The sequence below is a fragment of the Paenibacillus sp. LK1 genome, assembly GCF_002750415.1.
In the GTDB taxonomy this organism is placed as follows: Bacteria; Bacillota; Bacilli; order Paenibacillales; family Paenibacillaceae; genus Paenibacillus; species Paenibacillus taichungensis.
On the sequence record NZ_PEII01000016.1, the window covers coordinates 16,148 to 34,010 of the forward strand.

General features: G+C 41.0%; 16 protein-coding genes. 7 read left to right on the plus strand and 9 right to left on the minus strand.

Features of this window, described 5'->3' with window-relative positions; all coding sequences use genetic code 11:
- Positions 1–17: 17 nt before the first annotated feature.
- The 5 genes from CS562_RS27805 to CS562_RS27830 form a co-directional block, all read right to left on the minus strand.
- The gene (locus CS562_RS27805) at positions 18–488 is read right to left on the minus strand and encodes an NUDIX domain-containing protein (RefSeq protein WP_099858830.1); all 471 of its coding nucleotides are present in this window, start codon (positions 486–488) and stop codon (positions 18–20) included.
- A gap of 787 nt (positions 489–1,275) precedes the next feature.
- Complete coding sequence (locus CS562_RS27815; RefSeq protein WP_099858831.1) at positions 1,276–3,015, minus strand: ABC-F family ATP-binding cassette domain-containing protein; 1,740 nt, start codon at positions 3,013–3,015, stop codon at positions 1,276–1,278.
- Between the two features lie 277 nt (positions 3,016–3,292).
- A complete protein-coding gene (locus CS562_RS27820; RefSeq protein WP_099858832.1) occupies positions 3,293–4,075 on the minus strand; it encodes an SDR family NAD(P)-dependent oxidoreductase in 783 nt (260 codons plus the stop codon).
- A 97-nt stretch (positions 4,076–4,172) separates the two neighbouring features.
- Positions 4,173–5,165, minus strand: coding sequence for a phosphotransferase enzyme family protein (locus CS562_RS27825; protein ID WP_099858833.1), 993 nt, complete (start codon positions 5,163–5,165; stop codon positions 4,173–4,175).
- Between the two features lie 262 nt (positions 5,166–5,427).
- Positions 5,428–6,084, minus strand: coding sequence for a hypothetical protein (locus CS562_RS27830; protein ID WP_099858834.1), 657 nt, complete (start codon positions 6,082–6,084; stop codon positions 5,428–5,430).
- A 703-nt stretch (positions 6,085–6,787) separates the two neighbouring features.
- On the opposite strand from CS562_RS27830, the gene CS562_RS27835 reads away from it, so the two are divergent.
- Entirely contained in the window at positions 6,788–8,551 is a 1,764-nt protein-coding gene (locus CS562_RS27835; RefSeq protein WP_099858835.1) for a methyl-accepting chemotaxis protein, read from the plus strand.
- A 262-nt stretch (positions 8,552–8,813) separates the two neighbouring features.
- Here the strand turns inward: CS562_RS27835 and CS562_RS27840 are convergent, their stop codons facing one another.
- The 3 genes from CS562_RS27840 to CS562_RS27850 all read right to left on the minus strand — a co-directional run bounded on the left by CS562_RS27840 (position 8,814) and on the right by CS562_RS27850 (position 11,610).
- Positions 8,814–10,316 (minus strand): alpha/beta hydrolase family protein, encoded by a 1,503-nt coding sequence (locus CS562_RS27840; protein ID WP_099858836.1) that lies wholly within the window; start codon positions 10,314–10,316, stop codon positions 8,814–8,816.
- 364 nt (positions 10,317–10,680) lie between these two features.
- Positions 10,681–11,016, minus strand: a complete 336-nt coding sequence (locus tag CS562_RS27845) for a hypothetical protein (protein ID WP_099858837.1) — start codon at positions 11,014–11,016, stop codon at positions 10,681–10,683.
- A gap of 114 nt (positions 11,017–11,130) precedes the next feature.
- Positions 11,131–11,610, minus strand: a complete 480-nt coding sequence (locus CS562_RS27850; protein WP_099858838.1) for an HIT family protein — start codon at positions 11,608–11,610, stop codon at positions 11,131–11,133.
- A 316-nt stretch (positions 11,611–11,926) separates the two neighbouring features.
- Between CS562_RS27850 and CS562_RS27860 the strand changes: the two genes are divergently transcribed.
- The 5 genes from CS562_RS27860 (at position 11,927) to CS562_RS27880 (ending at position 15,536) form a co-directional block, all read left to right on the plus strand.
- Entirely contained in the window at positions 11,927–12,430 is a 504-nt protein-coding gene (locus tag CS562_RS27860) for a DedA family protein (RefSeq protein ID WP_099858840.1), read from the plus strand.
- 45 nt (positions 12,431–12,475) lie between these two features.
- Positions 12,476–13,042 (plus strand): class I SAM-dependent methyltransferase, encoded by a 567-nt coding sequence (locus CS562_RS27865; RefSeq protein ID WP_099858841.1) that lies wholly within the window; start codon positions 12,476–12,478, stop codon positions 13,040–13,042.
- An 89-nt stretch (positions 13,043–13,131) separates the two neighbouring features.
- Positions 13,132–13,812 (plus strand): response regulator transcription factor, encoded by a 681-nt coding sequence (locus tag CS562_RS27870; RefSeq protein WP_079693707.1) that lies wholly within the window; start codon positions 13,132–13,134, stop codon positions 13,810–13,812.
- Positions 13,799–14,905 (plus strand): sensor histidine kinase, encoded by a 1,107-nt coding sequence (locus CS562_RS27875; protein ID WP_099858842.1) that lies wholly within the window; start codon positions 13,799–13,801, stop codon positions 14,903–14,905. The genes CS562_RS27870 and CS562_RS27875 overlap by 14 nt, the downstream gene beginning before the upstream one ends.
- A 34-nt stretch (positions 14,906–14,939) precedes the next feature.
- The gene (locus tag CS562_RS27880) at positions 14,940–15,536 is read left to right on the plus strand and encodes a class I SAM-dependent methyltransferase (protein ID WP_257219626.1); all 597 of its coding nucleotides are present in this window, start codon (positions 14,940–14,942) and stop codon (positions 15,534–15,536) included.
- 61 nt (positions 15,537–15,597) lie between these two features.
- On the opposite strand, the gene CS562_RS27885 is transcribed toward CS562_RS27880, so the two are convergent.
- Positions 15,598–17,229, minus strand: a complete 1,632-nt coding sequence (locus tag CS562_RS27885; protein WP_373561769.1) for a glycoside hydrolase family 3 C-terminal domain-containing protein — start codon at positions 17,227–17,229, stop codon at positions 15,598–15,600.
- 18 nt (positions 17,230–17,247) lie between these two features.
- On the opposite strand from CS562_RS27885, the gene CS562_RS27890 reads away from it, so the two are divergent.
- On the plus strand, positions 17,248–17,625 hold the full coding sequence (locus CS562_RS27890) for a MerR family transcriptional regulator (protein ID WP_099858843.1): 378 nt from the start codon (positions 17,248–17,250) through the stop codon (positions 17,623–17,625).
- Positions 17,626–17,863 lie beyond the last annotated feature (238 nt).

Consider the following 17,863-nt stretch of genomic DNA (forward strand, 5'->3'; position numbering starts at 1 on the left):
TTAAGGTCGTGTTCGTATCACACGAATTCAATTAACTTCCTATCTATTTCTGCGATATCACCAATCTCTGATGTACCGTCCCAAAGGATAATTGAAGAAGCTTCATCATTTTCAACAAAATCATCAAGTTGGTACAGTTCACCCACAAACAGAGCTCCATACTCTGTCCGTTCAGGTCCATGAAAACTGGGCTGAAGTCTAAATTTCATTAAACCTTTGAATTCAACCGTATCAATATTTTGATTGGTTTCCTCAAATAATTCTCTAATTACACATTGTTGAGCATTCTCTCCAGCTTCAATAATACCTCCCGGCAGCTCCCAATTCTTTCTCCACTTATTATGCATGAAGAGATACTTTCCTTGGAACTTCGCCACGATTAGAGCATGTGTTAGTGAAGCATCCAGTGTAATTGTTGTGACCTTATCATACTCAATATTAATAAATTCCAAAAAAATATTACCTCTTGAATCTGTCATGATTGCCATTTTTACTCCTCCATTTCTTTTGTACCAAAAATAAAAAACGCGCTAGACCTAAGTCCTGCGCGTTACATATCACAGGATGGTAAGCGCGAATAGCGTTAACCCATCCCCAATTTTTAAAAGGATGGATTAACGCTTTCCATGATGGTGAGATTGTTTTAATTCTAAAGTTAACATCGTCTATTCTCCTAATCATCAATGTATGGAAATAATACCCACTATAATGCACTAGAGTCAAGTATATATTTTGCTTCATTCACTATAACGTACCCGCCTGATAGCTTATTGAGGATTATCTCCCGTTAGCGTAACAGGCATTAACTTTTAATATCTTTATTAGGCTTTATGTTTTGTCTGTATCGAATTATGGCTAGAGGTAGATTAACTATTCCACAGATAAAAGAAGAGACTATAGATATCCATTGAGGTATTGTAGGATAATTCGGTTTCCCGTCTCCGACAGGTCCTATTTTGGGTTGGTGGCTATCCCACAAACCATATAAGAGACCAACAGCAGGTGTCAATATACAAATTACACTTGCAACGATATGTAACACATACTTGTTCAATCTAGCCCCTCCATTGAATGTATTCATGTCTAGAATCCTGTTTAAATTATACGTTATCTAAAAGTTGAAAGTTACACTAACCTGCCTTTAATTGAATGAAAGCAGCCAATCATCGTTAGCTCGGGACACGAACTTGTACCGATAAAATAAAAAAAAGCCGCTAAAATAGCGACTTTCAATGGGACAATGTTCTTGTAATCATTTCAATCAGAGAGCTGTAATTAAAGCAACTTAATCAGCTCTTCAAGCTCATCAACCAAAACTTTGGCAAGTTCAAAATTAGTATCTTTTAAAGCCAATTCGATTTTCATCTCAACAGACTTTTTCTTTTGCTCATTTTCTAGATAGTCTTCATCAAAATGACTCGCATAAATCATCTCTCTAAATTCTTGTATACTCATTTTGCTAATCGTCTTGTCCTCAATAATTAAAACATAATCCATACCATTTACAACAGAATAGAAATCATGAGAAATCATGAGAATCGCACCTTTGTAGTCTTCAATGGCTTTCTCCAATGCGATTTGTGTATATATGTCCAAATGGCTTGTCGGTTCATCTAGAAGCAATACGCTGGCTTGACTGGCAGAAACTTTAGCCAATTGAAGCATGTTTTTTTCTCCGCCAGATAACGATTCAATCTTTTGATCAAGGATTTCTCCTTCAAAGCCATAGTTTCGAAGATACGATCTAATCTCATCATACGTTTGAAACCCAGCATCTATGAATTCATTTAGTATGGTATTCGAATCTTTTAGCATTTCGCCTTGAACCTGAGATAAATAAGCCACGTTAACATCAGCATTGATTTCAATGGAATCCTGATTGTTTTTAAAGATTTCTCGGAGTAAAGTCGTTTTCCCGGTTCCATTTGGACCAATCAGGGCTACTTTATCTGTCGATTTGATCTCAAAGTTCACATTTTCCAAAAGCAGCTCATCAAAGGAAACGCTATAATTATTGACTTTAACCACAACAGCTTCTTCCATTTCCTTATCGATACCAAAACTGATATTTGGCTGTTTGATATCGACAAAGGGCTCTTTTATTCGACGTGCTTCCAATCTCTCTTGAAACTTGACTCTGGCTTTTAACGCTCTGCCTCTGGAGGCTTCCGAATTATACGTGGCGATCTCTCTAAGATTGTCGATGATGTGATCGTATCTCTCAATTTCTTCAGCTTCAGCAACCGCGATTTCTTGCAGCTCGATCTTAGTCTGAAGCAGCGAGAAGTTATAATCGATAAATCGCCCGTCAAACTCCTGAATCTCTGTGTTTTCAAGGTGTATGATTTTGTTGAAACAATGATTCAACAGATACCGGTTGTGCGTAACGACCAGCAGCATTCCCTTGTGGGAGTTAATCAATTTTTTAAGTGCGTTCAGATTTTCAAAGTCTAAAAACACATCGGGTTCGTCCATAATCATGAAGTCTGGACGATTCAGCATTTCCTTCATCACTTGAATAAGTTTGAATTCCCCGCCGCTTATGGCGGATATACTAAGATCTTTGAGCTTCATGAGGTTGGCAAGGTTTAACTGTTTATTGATGTTTTTTTCGAAATTATCCCCATCCATCGCCTCGAAGGCATCCAAAGCCAATTGAACCTTTTCCATCAGGGAATCCATATCCGATGTGGTGGCCATCTCCGCATAAATCGCTGTAATTTCATCTTGTATCTTGATGAATTCTTCTGCGATATATTCAAAAACGGTCATTTCTTTCGTTTTGTCTACTTGTAAAAACTGACTCACATACCCGATTCTGCAATCGGGGTCTATCTCTAACTTGCCCTCGAACAAATATCGTTCCGGATCCATCAGGATATCGATCAGTGTACTTTTCCCACTGCCGCTTGTTCCGATAAAAGCACAATGTTGTGCCTCTTCAAACGTAAATGAAATGTTTTTATATAGTTCCTTTTGTGGAAATGAGAAGGATAAGTTTTCAACTTTTATCATAGTGTTACCTTTCTTTATAACTAAATTGGTGGCTAGTATTGAATATATTGTCGAACACAGACTTTTAGAGTAACACTGTTTACCACCAAGTACAATCGATTTTTAGCCCTTACCCTCACTTCGAAGTTCTAATACTTTCTATAGAATGATGACTTGTTGGACGATTTTCAGAATCAACCAGTACAAGTTCTTATCCCTCGCCACTAATTCCCAAGTAAAAAAGCCCTAATTTAGGGCTTTTCATTGAGTCACACTTTTCAACATATCTCCTACATTTCTATAATACAGGGGATGTACCACCATCTATGTTCACGGCAGTTCCTGTTACATAGGAGGCTGCACCCGATACAAGAAAAGCAATCACTTTTGCCGCCTCTTCTGTTTGACCTATTCTCTTGAGTGGGATACCGTGAATGGGATTGGAAGCGAACTCCTCCCAACTCTGTTCAGGTGCTACAGCCTTCCACTTCCGCTCAATCTGATCGCTACGAATTAGACCAATGCACACGGCGTTAACACGAATATTGTCCTTGGCGAGGTCTTTGCTCATGGCCTTCGTTAGTGCGAGTCCAGCCGCCCGACTGACTGATGTTGGCAAAGAAGATGCAGATGGTGCCTTCCCTACAATCGCCGTCACATTAAGGATGGAACCGCCACCTCTTTGACGCATATGAGGAACTGCTGCCTTAGAACTATGGACTGCTCCTAACACTTTCAAATCCAGATCTGAATACCAGCTTTCGCTGCCAACCTCTTCAAACGGATTAGCCGCAGACGTTCCAGCATTGTTAATCAAAATATCCAATCCACCGAAATGCTGTACAGTCTGCTCCACCACACCTCGTACCTCTGCCTCTACTGAAATATCTGCAGAAATGACTAGTGCATCTGTTCCTGTAGTTTGCTTAATACGTTTCGCCGCAGCTTGAAGCGCCTCTTCGTTGCGTGCGACGATTGCCACCTTTGCACCTTCCGATGCTAGAACAATTGCTGTCTCTAGCCCGATCCCTTTGCTGCCACCTGTAATTAGTGCTATTTTATCCTTTAATCCTAAATCCATTTGTGTTTCCTCCCTTTATGTGTCCACTAATTGAATTAGACGGTTTATATTCAGCTAACGTTCCCGTTAGTTAAATGACTATCCTACATTTAGTCGTTCAAAACTCATCGATCAACGAGATACCTTTAGTAATCCTCATCCTACTATCTTGCAAGAAATCACGGGTCCAGTCATCTGGTTTGCTTAAATCCCAGCTCCGATGCATACCGACAACCACAATGATTTCGCGAAGTCTAAGGAAAAGCTTCAACAAATCCTTCCAGTTGTCTGGCATTCGTCGGCCATCCTCTATATAGCCTAGCTCGAAGTGCTTTATGAAAAGTTCATACTGGTCCTTTCGTTCAAACTTCGAATCTTCTCCGAATACATATAGCAAGTAATACAGCTGGATAGCAATATCCTCCACATACCAACTGTACTGGCACTCGTCGAAGTCAAAGAGAGTTAATCCCCCAGCTTGATTGATCGTGAAGTTTCCCACATTAATATCTCCGTGGATCAAACCAAAATTCTCCGCATTAACAGGCAGACTCGACAATTGTACTTTAAGTTCATCAAGGGCATTAAGGATTGGTTGAAGTTCTGACGGCAAATAATCCTCGGCTCGTAAGAGGTATTCATTAAACTCCCAAGTATGCCTTTTGGCAATCGTAGGGTTGTAAAGCTTGGCTAATTCATGAAGTCGGCCCGTTATACGTCCACACTCTTCATAAAGTATAGAATTGCCCAGACATTCTGGATATCCGATTTTACGGCCTGGTGCATGTGTAAAGGAGGTTACGTAAAAATCCATTTTATTGCCTTGAACTAGTTCGCAATACTCTCCATTAATTGAAGAAATCGGTTCTGACACTGCTATACCACTCTCTGAAAGATAATGAATCCAATCCATTTCTGCTACAAGTCCTTCCGACGTGCGAAGAGTGCTCGGAGTGAAACGGAGAATATATTTCAATTCATCGCGATTATAGGAATATATAAAGTTTTGAAAACCTCCAATGAAAGTGAGTTCCTCTTGGCTGACCCCATAACGCGCGGCGCCTTCTGCAGCATGTTCGTCCAAGAACAATAATTTTATTTTTGGGTCCATTAGTTCTCCTTAGTAATAAAGATTAAATTATGCCCTAACTCTCTGTTGCCTAAATTTAATAAAATGAATGCCTGGTGACATGCGAAAGCCCCAATTTCAAGATTTTTCTATTCCATAGCAATCATACTAATCCAACTTTTTACAGTCAACAAAAATGGTTGATCTATTCCACTAACCTGCCCATTAGCTTAATGAAACAGATATCTTTACAATTAGATGGACTTATCTAACCTAACGAAGGGATATTCCAGAATTGCCAATTTCAAAGTTGAACCTTTTCTTGTTGCTCAACTGCATAATACCTTTCATAATCTTTAGTCAGCGTGTAGCGCTCGACACCTTTGGAGGCATTCATCGCTTCCGTGGCGTGCTGGATAGCCAATTCGCGATGACCCGATTGGCGTTCTATTTCAGCAAGAAGCGCAGATCGCATCCATTGTCTTCTAATCAATTTCAGATGCTCCCTTGCTTGCTCACTCTTCTCTTCCTCCAAAAGCAAAAACGTCTCATAATATGTACGGAAATCTGATCTGCGCATCTGGAGTACCGCTTGCTGAACGACAGTCAAGTCCTTGCGATAAGCACCGTAAGCAGCCTGATATATCGCTTGCCTCGATTTTTTCGTCGTCTGTTTTCTAAGTTTCTCCATCGTGATATCGACTTCATCATCAAGTCTGTTGGCAGTCACATAATAAATATAAATATAGGGCGTATGATGATTTTTGCGTAAAAAAACTTCCACACGGTCCATCCGGGTTTCCCAAGCCATTGGGTACAAAATGTGAATCGTAAACGCAATAAGTGTGGCGACCATCACCGTTCCCACTATAAGGAAAACAGATTGTTCTTTCCACAACATCACCAGCACAAATACAAATACAACGGAATAAAACGCAACATTCCACCCACTCATTCTCATCTATCATTCCCTTCTGCATCTAAATCATGAAGTATCTATTATATCAGAATTACAACTATCACTTGTATAAATTTAGGAAGTAAATATTGATATCACCAATAAAATATAATTTCAACAGATATGGTTAAAACGATACTTCTCTAATAGAAAGTGAAAAAATAGCTTAAACATTCATAGTAGCTCGTAATTTCTACTTCACTATATTCATCTGGGCAGATGTAGTCGATTGCCTGAATGATGTGATCATAATTATAATCCTCGGCTTTTAATTCAAATATGACCCTATCTTCATGTGAAAACTCACGAAACATGGTTATCTCCTACCCAATCATCATTTTTTGGTGAACGTTGCTACCTTGATGTAACTAAATAATTATCGTAAACGACTGTCTCAAACACCTCGCCGTCCAGACCACCGCCACCATAGAAATCGCCGAAATCATAACAATGAATATATCTTACATATTTTATCATCTTATGATAAAATTTCATTGTTTTTCATTCCACATAATTAGAGGCGTGTTATATCATGCAGCAAAACAATTCAGTAAGGGTACAACATTTAGGGAAAGAGGAATGCCCATCAGCCCATATGTAAATATAAATCTAGCATTAGTCTTCATTTCCCTCTTCGATTTTACGATAAATAGTATGGGTTATACGAAAATCCTATTGCTTTACTACTTCCAAGGGGGAACAGAACGTGAGACAGACTCGTAAGAAAAAGATGGATTTAAGGTTCAAACTGTATTTGATCATTCTGGTTCCGCTACTGGCCATGGGCGGTCTAATTATGTGGACCACCATCGACTCTAGTGAAAATGCATCATTAATGACCATGCAGCACAACAATCAGCAGCTGGCAGTGAATACTGCCTCTCAACTAGGCCAGGAATCGGAATTAATCAAGACATTATCCTCTACTGCTTCGGAGGAGAGCAACGAATACAAAAGTCTTAGAGACGAACTCGTTAAAGTTAGGCTTCAATCGGGAGCCTTATACGTTTATATGTATAACAAGACTTCAAACGGGTGGATCTACACCGTGGATGGAGCGGATTGGGAAGATAAGGAATACAGTCCTTACGGGACTGCAATGGAATTCAACCCCCAGATTCAGGAACGCTTGTTAAGTGGTGAAGTCGTCACAACGGGCATTGTAGATGATCCAACCTGGGGGCAGCTATTGTCCTCCTTTACACCAATTAAGGATTCGCAAGGTACTGTTATTGGCTATCTGGGCATTGATATTTCTGCTGCAACAGTGAACCAAGTCTCCGAGACATCCTTGAATAATGCTTATCGGACCATTATCCCGATTTTTGTGGTTGTACTAATTCTATCTTTGGTTATGATGCTATTCGTAGTAAGAGGCATACTCGGACAAGTACGCGATATTAAGTCAAGCCTCGAACAGGTTGCTGATGGGAATCTCAAAGTCGTATCCAAACATATGACAAACGATCAACTCGGTGACATCAGTGATTTGATTAATGTCATGGTTGCCCAATTGACGAACATTCTGATGGGAATACAGCAAGGATCCAATACCTTGCAGCAGTCCTCGAAAAATATTGCGGAAACGGCTCAAACGAACCTGCGTCAGACCGAAGAACTTTCCAGAGCAATCGAAGAAATTGCCATAGGATCTACGAAACAGGCCGAAGAGACAGAACAATCTGTCCAGCACTCAGAGAGTCTCGGCAAAATAATGGATGAAGTAGGTTCATATGTGCAACAGTTTACCCATACTTCAGAGCAGTTATCTGCCGTGCAAATACAAGTTACACGTGAACATGAGGTTCTGCTTGAAAAGAGCCGAGAGAATGCAAAGCGCGTCGAGCATCAGCAGGAAATTTCCAGTTCACTGACGACTCAATCGGAACTCGCTTCCTCCATTAGCGGACAAATACACAACATTTTAAAACAAACTCAAATTCTATCGCTGAATGCTTCAATCGAGGCAGCCCGCGCTGGCGAAGCGGGAAGAGGCTTTGCGGTCGTTGCTGGTGAAATGGGACAGCTCGCTCAGCAATCCGAACGTTCGATCCAGGAGATTGATGAGATCCTGAGTTCATTTGTTCAAGAGATACATCGTATGGGCAGTCATTTTGATGCCAATATGGTGGCGGTCAAGGAACAGGAAGAACAGATCGCTGATTGCCTCCAGACGTTCAGACAGGTTAGCCGCTTATCGAACGAAGTGCATGAGCTGGCTCAACGTTTGGAAATCCGTACAGTGGATATGCACTCTATTCGTCAGGAAGTAGAACAGCACTTGAGCTATATTGCTTCCGCAACCGAGGAAACTTCAGCCATGGCTGAAGAAGTCACGGCAAGTGCTGAGGAGCAGCAGCGGTCGGCGAACGAATTGTCGAACATCTCCGGACAGCTCTCCAGCCTTGCAGGGAACCTCAAATCATATTCTGATCAATTTCAGATCGAACTCCATAAATCAGATTCATAATAATGAAGCTCCCCGCTCCTGTTGACTCAGACGGCGGGGTTTTGCTTTATCTAATTACCTTGAGGAATCCTCAAACGCTCATATGGTTAAGATCAATCCCAAAATTCTGGTGAATCCGGAATGAGTACCGTTTTATTAAGAAGGTCTCTTCAAAAGCCAAATAGTCGCGTTATGGGAACAGGTATCGCAAAACATTTGGTCTTAGAAGAAGAGCTAGTTGTACGTAATAGCATATATTAAAATCGATAGTCTGTTCCGTTATTTATAATAGCGAGGTTGCGAACTTCACCTCCGGAAAGCGGCTATCCGGTCCTTTTATTAAGTCTCCTCCTTGATTTTTCAGATACATATCGAAGAAATCCAGCATATAAGCATTGATAACGGAGTTCGCTCTTTCTGGCGCAATCTTTCCTGTAATGCCCAGCATATTGAAAACCGGAGAAATGAACTGTACGTCGGTAAAATTCAAATGCTCTGTATTTTCGATATAGAGGATTTGTCCTCCTGCGTCGGCCGTTTCGCGCATACGTTCAAGCTCCAACTTTTTATCTTCCGTTACTTGATCCATCCACTCTCTTGTTGATCCCATCCGGTCAAGCTCTGCATCTGTGTAGACCCGATTATTGATCACCCTGTTTAATTCTTCGAAATAGCTTTCAGAGTTGATGAACAAAAACGGCTTTCTCAGATCCTCGCTTTCACGCAGTCGATACAGTCCTCCATCCAAGTCTATTCCGACCGTGATTCGTGGATCGTAAGAAGCGTCGTAGGCCGTCGCTCCGCCGATAGAATGACCGAACACCCCGACATGTCCGAGATCAATCCTCCCTTTTAAAGGACTTGAAATCTGTCCCGATTGGATGAGCTCGAATTGGTCCAGCGTAAACGCCACATCGCTGGTTAACACTTTTCCCAACTTGTCGCGATTTTCTCTTCCCGTTCGGTAATCATCGTCGGGAGAGAATAAGTCGTTGGTTCTGCTGGTCGTGATTCGACCGTCCGGAAACTCGGTTGCAAATGTATTGTAGGTATGATCGATCACTGCCACGATATATCCGTGACTCGCGAGATTTTCAGCTTGCGTCGTATGGAGGAACCTGGACGAGCCGAAGCCGGGATTCGCAAGGATCAGCGGATATGAAGTCTGTGCCGAGGAGACTTCGGCTCCCGAATAAGCATGACTGGACACATACTTCAAGTGCTGAAGAGTAAACTCAGGAAGGCCATAGTTCGCGGCCATGTAACGTAAAATTGGAGTATCGGGAATAAAGGGTGCGTACTTGCCGGTGCCAACTTTAACCGGATACCATACCTGAACCATCAACTCTCTCTTACCTTCTCTGGCTTTTTCGAAAATCTCTTCCCTATTTGTATCCACGAGATGAAAAGTTTGCGTTCCTACCTTAAATTCGCCTGTCGGTTCAGGTAGATTAAATACTGGAAAAGCATACATAAGACCCGCTGTTACGACCAACATTATCGCTATAGCGCTATAAGCTGAACCCAACAAGAATCGCGGAATTTTTTTGGGGCCGTTTTTTCTAAAATAGCTATAAGCTGAAATGGCTATAAAAATGATTGTTATGCAATATGGAAAAAATAGCTGAACTCTGTATCCTTCCACCGTCCATTGAATGATCAGTAAAAGTGTGGCGATCCCGATTGCAACGAATAGCGGAGTTCTGTTCCGTCTTTTTTTTAATAAGAATGTTAATGCAAACAAGCCGATGTTTGACAAAAAAAACAACAGTTCAAACAGCCTCATCTCGATTCTCCTTTTAAAAAATTTCTATTTTTGTTTGTTCCAATATTATCCTGGCAGGTTGGCCTGAGCTATCGATTCTACTTACATCTACCTTACAATTTTGTAATTCTACCTTGTAACTGTGCTCATCTTGGATAGTAACTTAGTTACTTAAATCAAAAAAGCCGCTAAAATAGCGACTTTGAATGTAATAATGTTCTTGTACTGCGTCAAGCATACACAGGATAGTGCATGCCTTTTTTCTTCGTGTACTTATACACAATTTAGAAATTATCCAACAAACAATCTATCCCATTAAAATGTATGAATTATTGCTACATAATCGCTTTTACGAGCCTTAATAGTAGAGGAGAAATATCAAAATCTATCCGACATATTGAAGAATTAACTGGTATATTGCTACGGAAAGCCCTAAAATACTGGCTTTCATTTTAGATGGATGATATCTTGTGCTGCGAAACAAGTACAGAAAGATCACTATAAATCCTAAGGGAATCCAAAGCTGAAAGACACCTTCTGTTGTATAACGAGAAAAAATTGGAATAATGGAAGTACTGATCAAAAAGTAAAAGAAAACTGTAAAACGTCTTGTTTCTAATTGCTTGCTCCACCTTACTAAAAAGAAAAAAATAATGATTCCGATAATTGTAATGTATAAAGGGGGGAGAAGAATAGAAACGTCCCCAAATTTGAATTCCATTTTACATTGCCCTCCTCTTTTTAATCATCACTACTGGAACCTTCAATGTCCTAGAAGATAAAAAAACTCTTTTGTAATCGATGACGCACTTTTTCACCAAGCCAATGTTCGTTTTCACGATGCAAATACATTCTTTATCCAAGAACGCAACTTATCAGCATAGAAAGTGCGTTCATCTGGATCGGAGGGAGAACCCTTTGACAGATAAAGTTGATCATTCACATATCTAGGGTAAACATGGAGATGATAATGCCACACGTCTTGATTGCCGGCGGCCTCATTATGTTGCCGCGTAGAAATCCCTTCACATCCATATGTACTTTTCATTGCAAATGCTGTAAGCTGAGCCGCGCGGTGAATTTCACCAGCGTAATCCGCTGGGAGATCAAAGATGTTCTCGAAATGTTGATTCGGAACAACAAGAACATGTCCTTTATTGTTTGGCCACCATTTGCTCGCTATAAATGCCGTTACCTTTTCATTCTGATAGATGATATCCCTTTCTTTTGTTCCTTGATTAGGTCGCTCGATACCCCAAACACAACAAAATGGACATTCGTACCCTTCGGGCTTATGTGAAATTGATGCTGTCATCTTTCTCATTCCACTCCTTTCATATTTTTCCAACTAGCTATTAGACGCAGGCAACCTTTGTTCGTTGCGTTATCCTCAACATGGATAATCAATCTGAGCTCGTTTTTATTCCGGTATGCCCGGCTCTCTTGATCACCACTCCTGAATATATCCACCTTATCAAGTCTTGCCAGTAAGTTGGCAAGGCTTTTTGTCTTGAACATACCGTAGTAACGCTTTGCTTATGTAATCTTTAGATTTTCTTCAGAATTATGCTTATTAATTCCTTAGTTTTTTTCATTATGATTTCTATATCGACAAGAGTGGAGGCAAAACAATGATCAGTAATACGATCTTAGAGCTACTTCATCAGTATGGATATCCGATTTTTTATTTTGCCTTTTCGTTAGGCCCTTTCGGGATTCCAATTCCAAATGAGATCACGATCATCAGTGGTGCCATTTTAAGTCACACAGGTGTTATCAATTCATGTATCACATACTTCTGCATTCTAACAGGACTATTAACCGCCATTACCTTTGCTTATTTTGCAGGGAAGTTATTTGGACCCAAGATAAAACACAAATTTCAACATAATAAACACTTCGTTAAGGCTGAACTGATTCTGAATAAGAGTGGCAATTGGGCGATGTGCATCGGTTTATTTATTCCAATCGTGCGATATGTTCTCCCTCTGGTCATTGGACTGAGCGGCGTTCAGTATCAAAAATTTGCTCTCATTTCATATTCCAGTGCTTTGCTTTGGACCATAACGTATTTTACAGTGGGAATTTACTTCGGTACTCCCATTCTATCAATACTTCATTTATTACAATTCTAATCGATTTTGATAACATACCATCACATATACGGAGGAACCACAAACATGAATTCCAATGAACCTATTTTATTTCTGAAAAGCTTTCTTCAAAGCCCCAAACATGTTGGCAGCATCATACCCAGTTCCCGGTTTCTCGCTAACAAAATGGTGAACCAAGCGCCTTGGCTAGACGTAAAAGCAGTCGCCGAACTCGGATCGGGCACAGGTGCCATCACTCGTTATATTCATCAACAGGCACAAGATTCAACCCACGTGTTATTGTTTGAGATGAACGAGACGATGAGGAATAATCTGAAGACTGAATACCCTGCTTTCCCCTGTTATCCAGACGCCTCTCGATTAGTGGAATCCATGAAGCAAGAGGGCGTTGAGCAACTGGACTGTGTATTTAGCGGGTTGCCTTTCTTCAACTTTGAGTCTGAATTAAGGAATACATTGGTAGACCAGATCCATAAGGCACTCAAACCAGAGGGGTTATTCATCGCTTTTCAATATTCACTTCAAATGAAAAAGACACTATCCGAAAAGTTTATCATTGAAAAGATAGAATTAGTGCCCTTGAATGTCCCTCCTGCCTTCGTTTATGTCTGCCGCAAAAAGGAAACAATTTAAACAACTCAAGCTATGGTTTACACTGATACTATTCTCTTTATAAGGATTTAAAATCTTATTTAAAACAGTCATAAAAGGAGTGTTGGATTGTGAGTACCGTTCTCATTGTAGATGATGAACCCGACATCCGTGATGTCATTCATGTCTATTTACGTAACGAAGGATATCAGGTTATTGAAGCAGCCAATGGTGAAGAAGCACTAAATATTATCAAAACTACTTCGGTCCAGCTCGTTATACTGGATGTCATGATGCCCATTATGGACGGGATCAAAGCCTGCTTCAAAATAAGAGAAGTATCAACCTCCCCCATTATTATGCTATCCGCCAAGGAAGAGGACATTGATAAAATTACAGGTCTGACTACCGGTGCTGACGATTACATGGTCAAACCGTTTAATCCGTTAGAATTACTAGCTCGCGTTAAGGCTCAGCTACGACGTCAAACACTGATTGGCAAAGCAGAATTCAATTCACTTATCCTGATCAAGGACCTTGTCATTGACACAAGTAAACATTCCGTGAAGTTAAAGGAGAATGACATTCCACTAACTCCACTGGAGTTTTCCATTCTGGTGCTGCTTGCCAGCCATCCTGGACAAGTATTTAGCTCCGAGAAGATTTACGAAACTGTATGGAAAGAACCTTACGGATATTCGGATAATACGGTTATGGTCCATATTCGCAATCTGCGAGAGAAACTGGAAGTGAATCCACGAGAACCTCAGTATATTAAAACGGTATGGGGAGTGGGTTATAAACTTGATTAGACGATTGCCACAGTTTAAAAAAAAGATACAGATTAACATCCTATATCGAATGTTGATCAGTTTATTGATTTCGTTTGTTGGCTCTGTAGGTGTAAATAATATGTTGATCATAGGTGCCGCAAAAATTAGTGAAAGATTTGGATGGCCCTCGCTTCTCTACATTTTTCCTTATGTCCTAACACCAATCTTCATCGTAATTTTCACGTTAATTTTTTTGTTTTCTACACGAAAAATTGTGCGAGATCTCATTACCTTGGAGCAAGGATTGCAATTCATTTCAGAAGGAAATCTGGACTACCGGGTGCCCGTTAATCGACAAGATGAACTTGGGAGAGTCGCTTCCAACATCAATCACATGACTGAACAGTTGCAGCTGCTGATCGTTAAGGAGCGTGAGCTGGAGAAATCCAAGATGGACATGATCACAGGCATTTCACATGACCTGCGTACACCGCTTACCAGCATCATCGGCTATATTGAGCTTCTAAGAACAGAATCATTTCAAGACAAAGCAGAGTATGACCGCTTCATTCAGAACACCCATAACAAAGCAACACATTTAAAGAAGCTGCTCGATGACTTATTTGAATACACACGTCTAACCTCAGTGGATACCCAATTGGATTTGAAAAAGGTTGACCTATACCAGCTATTGGATCAGTTGCTGTTTGAATTTGAACCTTTAGCTCAGGAGAATGGTATTCATATCGAGAAAGAGATTGGCGATGCCCCATTTATGGCCTGCGTGGATAGTGATAAGATTGCTCGAGCCATCGATAATCTTCTTATGAACGCCCTGAAGTATTCTGTGAAACCTAGTACGATTTACATTCGAATGAGTATACGCCATGAGCACATTACCATTAAAGTCGAAAATAAAGGTGCGCCGCTCACAATAGAGCAAAAAGATAAGCTGTTTGATCGCTTTTATAAGGTAGATTATTCAAGAAGCAGCGAAGGTATTCAAACAGGGTCTGGTTTGGGTCTTTCAATTGCAAGAAATATTGCGGAGTTACATCAGGGTACCCTAACGCTTCAACATACGCATAACGTATTTACGTTCCAGTTAAGCTTGCCTGCCAACATCAAGTGATACATCATTGAATTCAAAAATGGAGGATACCGCATTGAAAACATCCGAACCGTTTCTTTTCCTGCAAGGATTCTTAAAGAACCCCAAACGAGTAGGAAGTGTCCTTCCCAGTTCCAAATTTCTAGCCCATAAAATTGTCCAGTCTGTACAATGGGATGAAGTTAAAACGATTGCAGAGCTGGGGCCAGGAACAGGTGTCATCACACGTCTTATGAGAGCAGAATTACCGAAATCTGCAACTGTGTTTTTATTTGAGAGAGACCCTAAAATGAGGAGTAATCTAAAGAAAATATATCCTGAATTCATGTTCCATTCGAATGCATCCTATCTTTTGAAAAAGATCAATCAAGAACATGTACATCAGTTGGATAGTATCATTTGCGGACTTCCATTTTTTAATTTTTCCAGAGAAATGAAACAAAACATCCTTTCACAGATGCATACAGCGCTTCGACCTGGAGGAATGTTAGTGTTATACCAGTACTCACTTCATATGAAGAAACGATTGGCTGACTTATTCGATATTGAGAAAATTAAATTTGTGCCCCTCAGCTTCCCTCCTGTTTTTGTGTATACTTGTCGCAAAAAGAAAGATGAAGGACACAGTGAAACGAGAGAAGCAGTATACTAACCATACGAAGTGTTAAAGAAAAAAACCATCTATAAAAAGATGGTTTTTAAAGGAAGTAAGATTACCGTGCCTTCTCAACACGATCAATAAGTTCTTGAATCACCTCGTCAGGCGACCGATCAATCATCCAATTTTGCCCAAACATCTGGAACAATTTCACTACAGGAAAGTCCTCCCAGAATCCAACAAATTCTTCGTTTAGATACACCTTGTCCGTGACGTGCTCGTTCATTTCATCCAGGCACTCTTCTAACACTTTTTTTGCCGTGGAATCGCTCAACCATTCGCTGAGCAGGCTGAACTTATGGAACGTGACTTCTTCCTTTCCGAAGTTGCAATGCAAACGTTCGGTGATCCGGATGTCTCTGGATGAGCTACCCAGTGCGATTTGGAAAAATCCACTCTCTGCAACCCAACGATTGTACTTGGTGTTATAGTATGAGAAGTCTCTCTCTTCAAGCTCGAAGACGATTCTGCGTTTTTCGCCCGGCTCAAGCTCGATTTTGGCAAAAGCTTTTAATTCCTTCTCCGGACGGGTCCAATTGCATACCTCATCATGCACGTATAATTGAACAACTTCCTTCCCTTTTCGCTTGCCCGTGTTTTTCAGTTGAAAGGACACCGTAACCCCTTTCTCCACTTGAGCTACTTCGAGGTCCGTATAGGAAAACGAAGTGTAGGACAAACCATGACCGAACGGGAATTGTGGTGCAAGTTCTTTACGGTCGTAATATCGATAGCCTACAAACAGACCTTCGCGATAATACAGTTTGCCGTTTTCTCCCCGAATCCGCATATGGGACAGGTTATCCGACAACTTCACTGGGAAGGTCTCGGATAATTTGCCTGACGGGTTCTCCTGTCCAAACAATACTTCTGCGATCGCTCTACCCATCCCTTGGCCAGACAACCAAGAATGAACAACACCAGGCACAAGCTGCACCCATGGGCGCATGACAAGAGCAGAGCCACTGCTTGTCACCACGATGCACTTAGGCTGAACTGCTGCAACCGCCTGAATCAACTTCACTTGATGCTCCGGAAGATCGATGCTCTTCAGATCGCGCATCTCCGATTCGGCATATTCCGGTTGACCAACGAACAGGACTGCCACATCGGAGTTCATGGCCAAAGATACACTTTCCTTAATCAAGTCTTCCTGAATGGCGTCATCCTCCGGGTAACCTTCAGCGTAACCCAATGTTACCGTAGCCCCGGCCAGCTCTTTTATTTCATCCCAAGGAATGTCGACTCTAGTAGGGGTTACCTTTGCACTGCCCGCCCCCTGAATTCTGGGTTTCTTAGCAAACCGTCCAATCACGGCAATCGACGAGATCAAATCCGGCTGCAGCGGAAGAATCGCGTTTTCGTTTTTCAGAAGGACAATACTTTCGGCTGCCGCTTTACGTGCAAGGGCATGATAGTTTTGATCTCCGTAAGAGTCTGTGGCTTGGTTGCTCGTCACCCGCTCGACCAGCTTCAAAACGCGGGCAACACTCCGATTCAGCTGTTCTTCGGAAAGAGCCCCGTTCTGAATGGCTTCCACGATCGCTTTCGTATTGTAATGAGCAGGACCCGGCATTTCAAGATCAAGTCCAGCCTTCAGGCCGCGAATCCGATTATTAACGGCAGTCCAGTCGGACAGGACAACACCTTCGTAACCCCATTCTTCTCTCAAAATGTCATTCAGCAGATGTTTTGAGGTGCCCTCATGAAAATCAGTGAAGTTTCCAAAGCAACTGGAGTAGCTGTTTCAACAATCAGGTTTTATGAGAAACAAGATCTGCTTCCTGAGAAATATATAGACAGAGACGATAACACTTATAGAAATTATTCATCCGATGTAATTGAGCATCTGTTAATGATCAAAACAGTTCATTCTGTAGGCTTCTCCCTGAAGGAAATCACCGAGATTCAATCCAGTAATGGTGATGATATTTCGATCGATAAGAAAATTAAGCTGCTATATAGTAAACTAGCCGAAATCGAAAAACAAAAAGAAGATTTATATCAGTCAGAGATGATATTAAGAAAAATGCTAACCAACAAAATAAACTTAAACATCAGCCATCAAGAAATTCATGATTAATTTCCACTAAACTGATTTCCATTCTTTTAACAGATTTGAATGACTCGATAGCCGTTAAATTCTCAGTACCTTTCTTTATATGATTAAGAAAGGCTTACTTGCCAAGTTTAAAATCAAAAAAAGCTGCCGAATTGGCAGCTTTTTTGGAGAAGTAAAAAGGTGACTGAAGCTTCATCTTGATGAGAGTGCCGTAGCTTCCCCGCTTGTTGGGACGCAAACGTACTACTAAATAGCAATC

What these genes read in the sequence shown, in the direction of transcription:
- CS562_RS27805 (WP_099858830.1), bottom strand. Translation starts at nt 488, where the DNA reads ATGGCAATCATGACAGATTCAAGAGGTAATATTTTTTTGGAATTTATT.
- CS562_RS27815 (WP_099858831.1), bottom strand. Translation starts at nt 3,015, where the DNA reads ATGATAAAAGTTGAAAACTTATCCTTCTCATTTCCACAAAAGGAACTA.
- CS562_RS27820 (WP_099858832.1), bottom strand. Translation starts at nt 4,075, where the DNA reads ATGGATTTAGGATTAAAGGATAAAATAGCACTAATTACAGGTGGCAGC.
- CS562_RS27825 (WP_099858833.1), bottom strand. Translation starts at nt 5,165, where the DNA reads ATGGACCCAAAAATAAAATTATTGTTCTTGGACGAACATGCTGCAGAA.
- CS562_RS27830 (WP_099858834.1), bottom strand. Translation starts at nt 6,084, where the DNA reads ATGAGAATGAGTGGGTGGAATGTTGCGTTTTATTCCGTTGTATTTGTA.
- CS562_RS27840 (WP_099858836.1), bottom strand. Translation starts at nt 10,316, where the DNA reads ATGAGGCTGTTTGAACTGTTGTTTTTTTTGTCAAACATCGGCTTGTTT.
- CS562_RS27845 (WP_099858837.1), bottom strand. Translation starts at nt 11,016, where the DNA reads ATGGAATTCAAATTTGGGGACGTTTCTATTCTTCTCCCCCCTTTATAC.
- CS562_RS27850 (WP_099858838.1), bottom strand. Translation starts at nt 11,610, where the DNA reads ATGACAGCATCAATTTCACATAAGCCCGAAGGGTACGAATGTCCATTT.
- CS562_RS27860 (WP_099858840.1), top strand. Translation starts at nt 11,927, where the DNA reads ATGATCAGTAATACGATCTTAGAGCTACTTCATCAGTATGGATATCCG.
- CS562_RS27865 (WP_099858841.1), top strand. Translation starts at nt 12,476, where the DNA reads ATGAATTCCAATGAACCTATTTTATTTCTGAAAAGCTTTCTTCAAAGC.
- CS562_RS27890 (WP_099858843.1), top strand. Translation starts at nt 17,248, where the DNA reads ATGAAAATCAGTGAAGTTTCCAAAGCAACTGGAGTAGCTGTTTCAACA.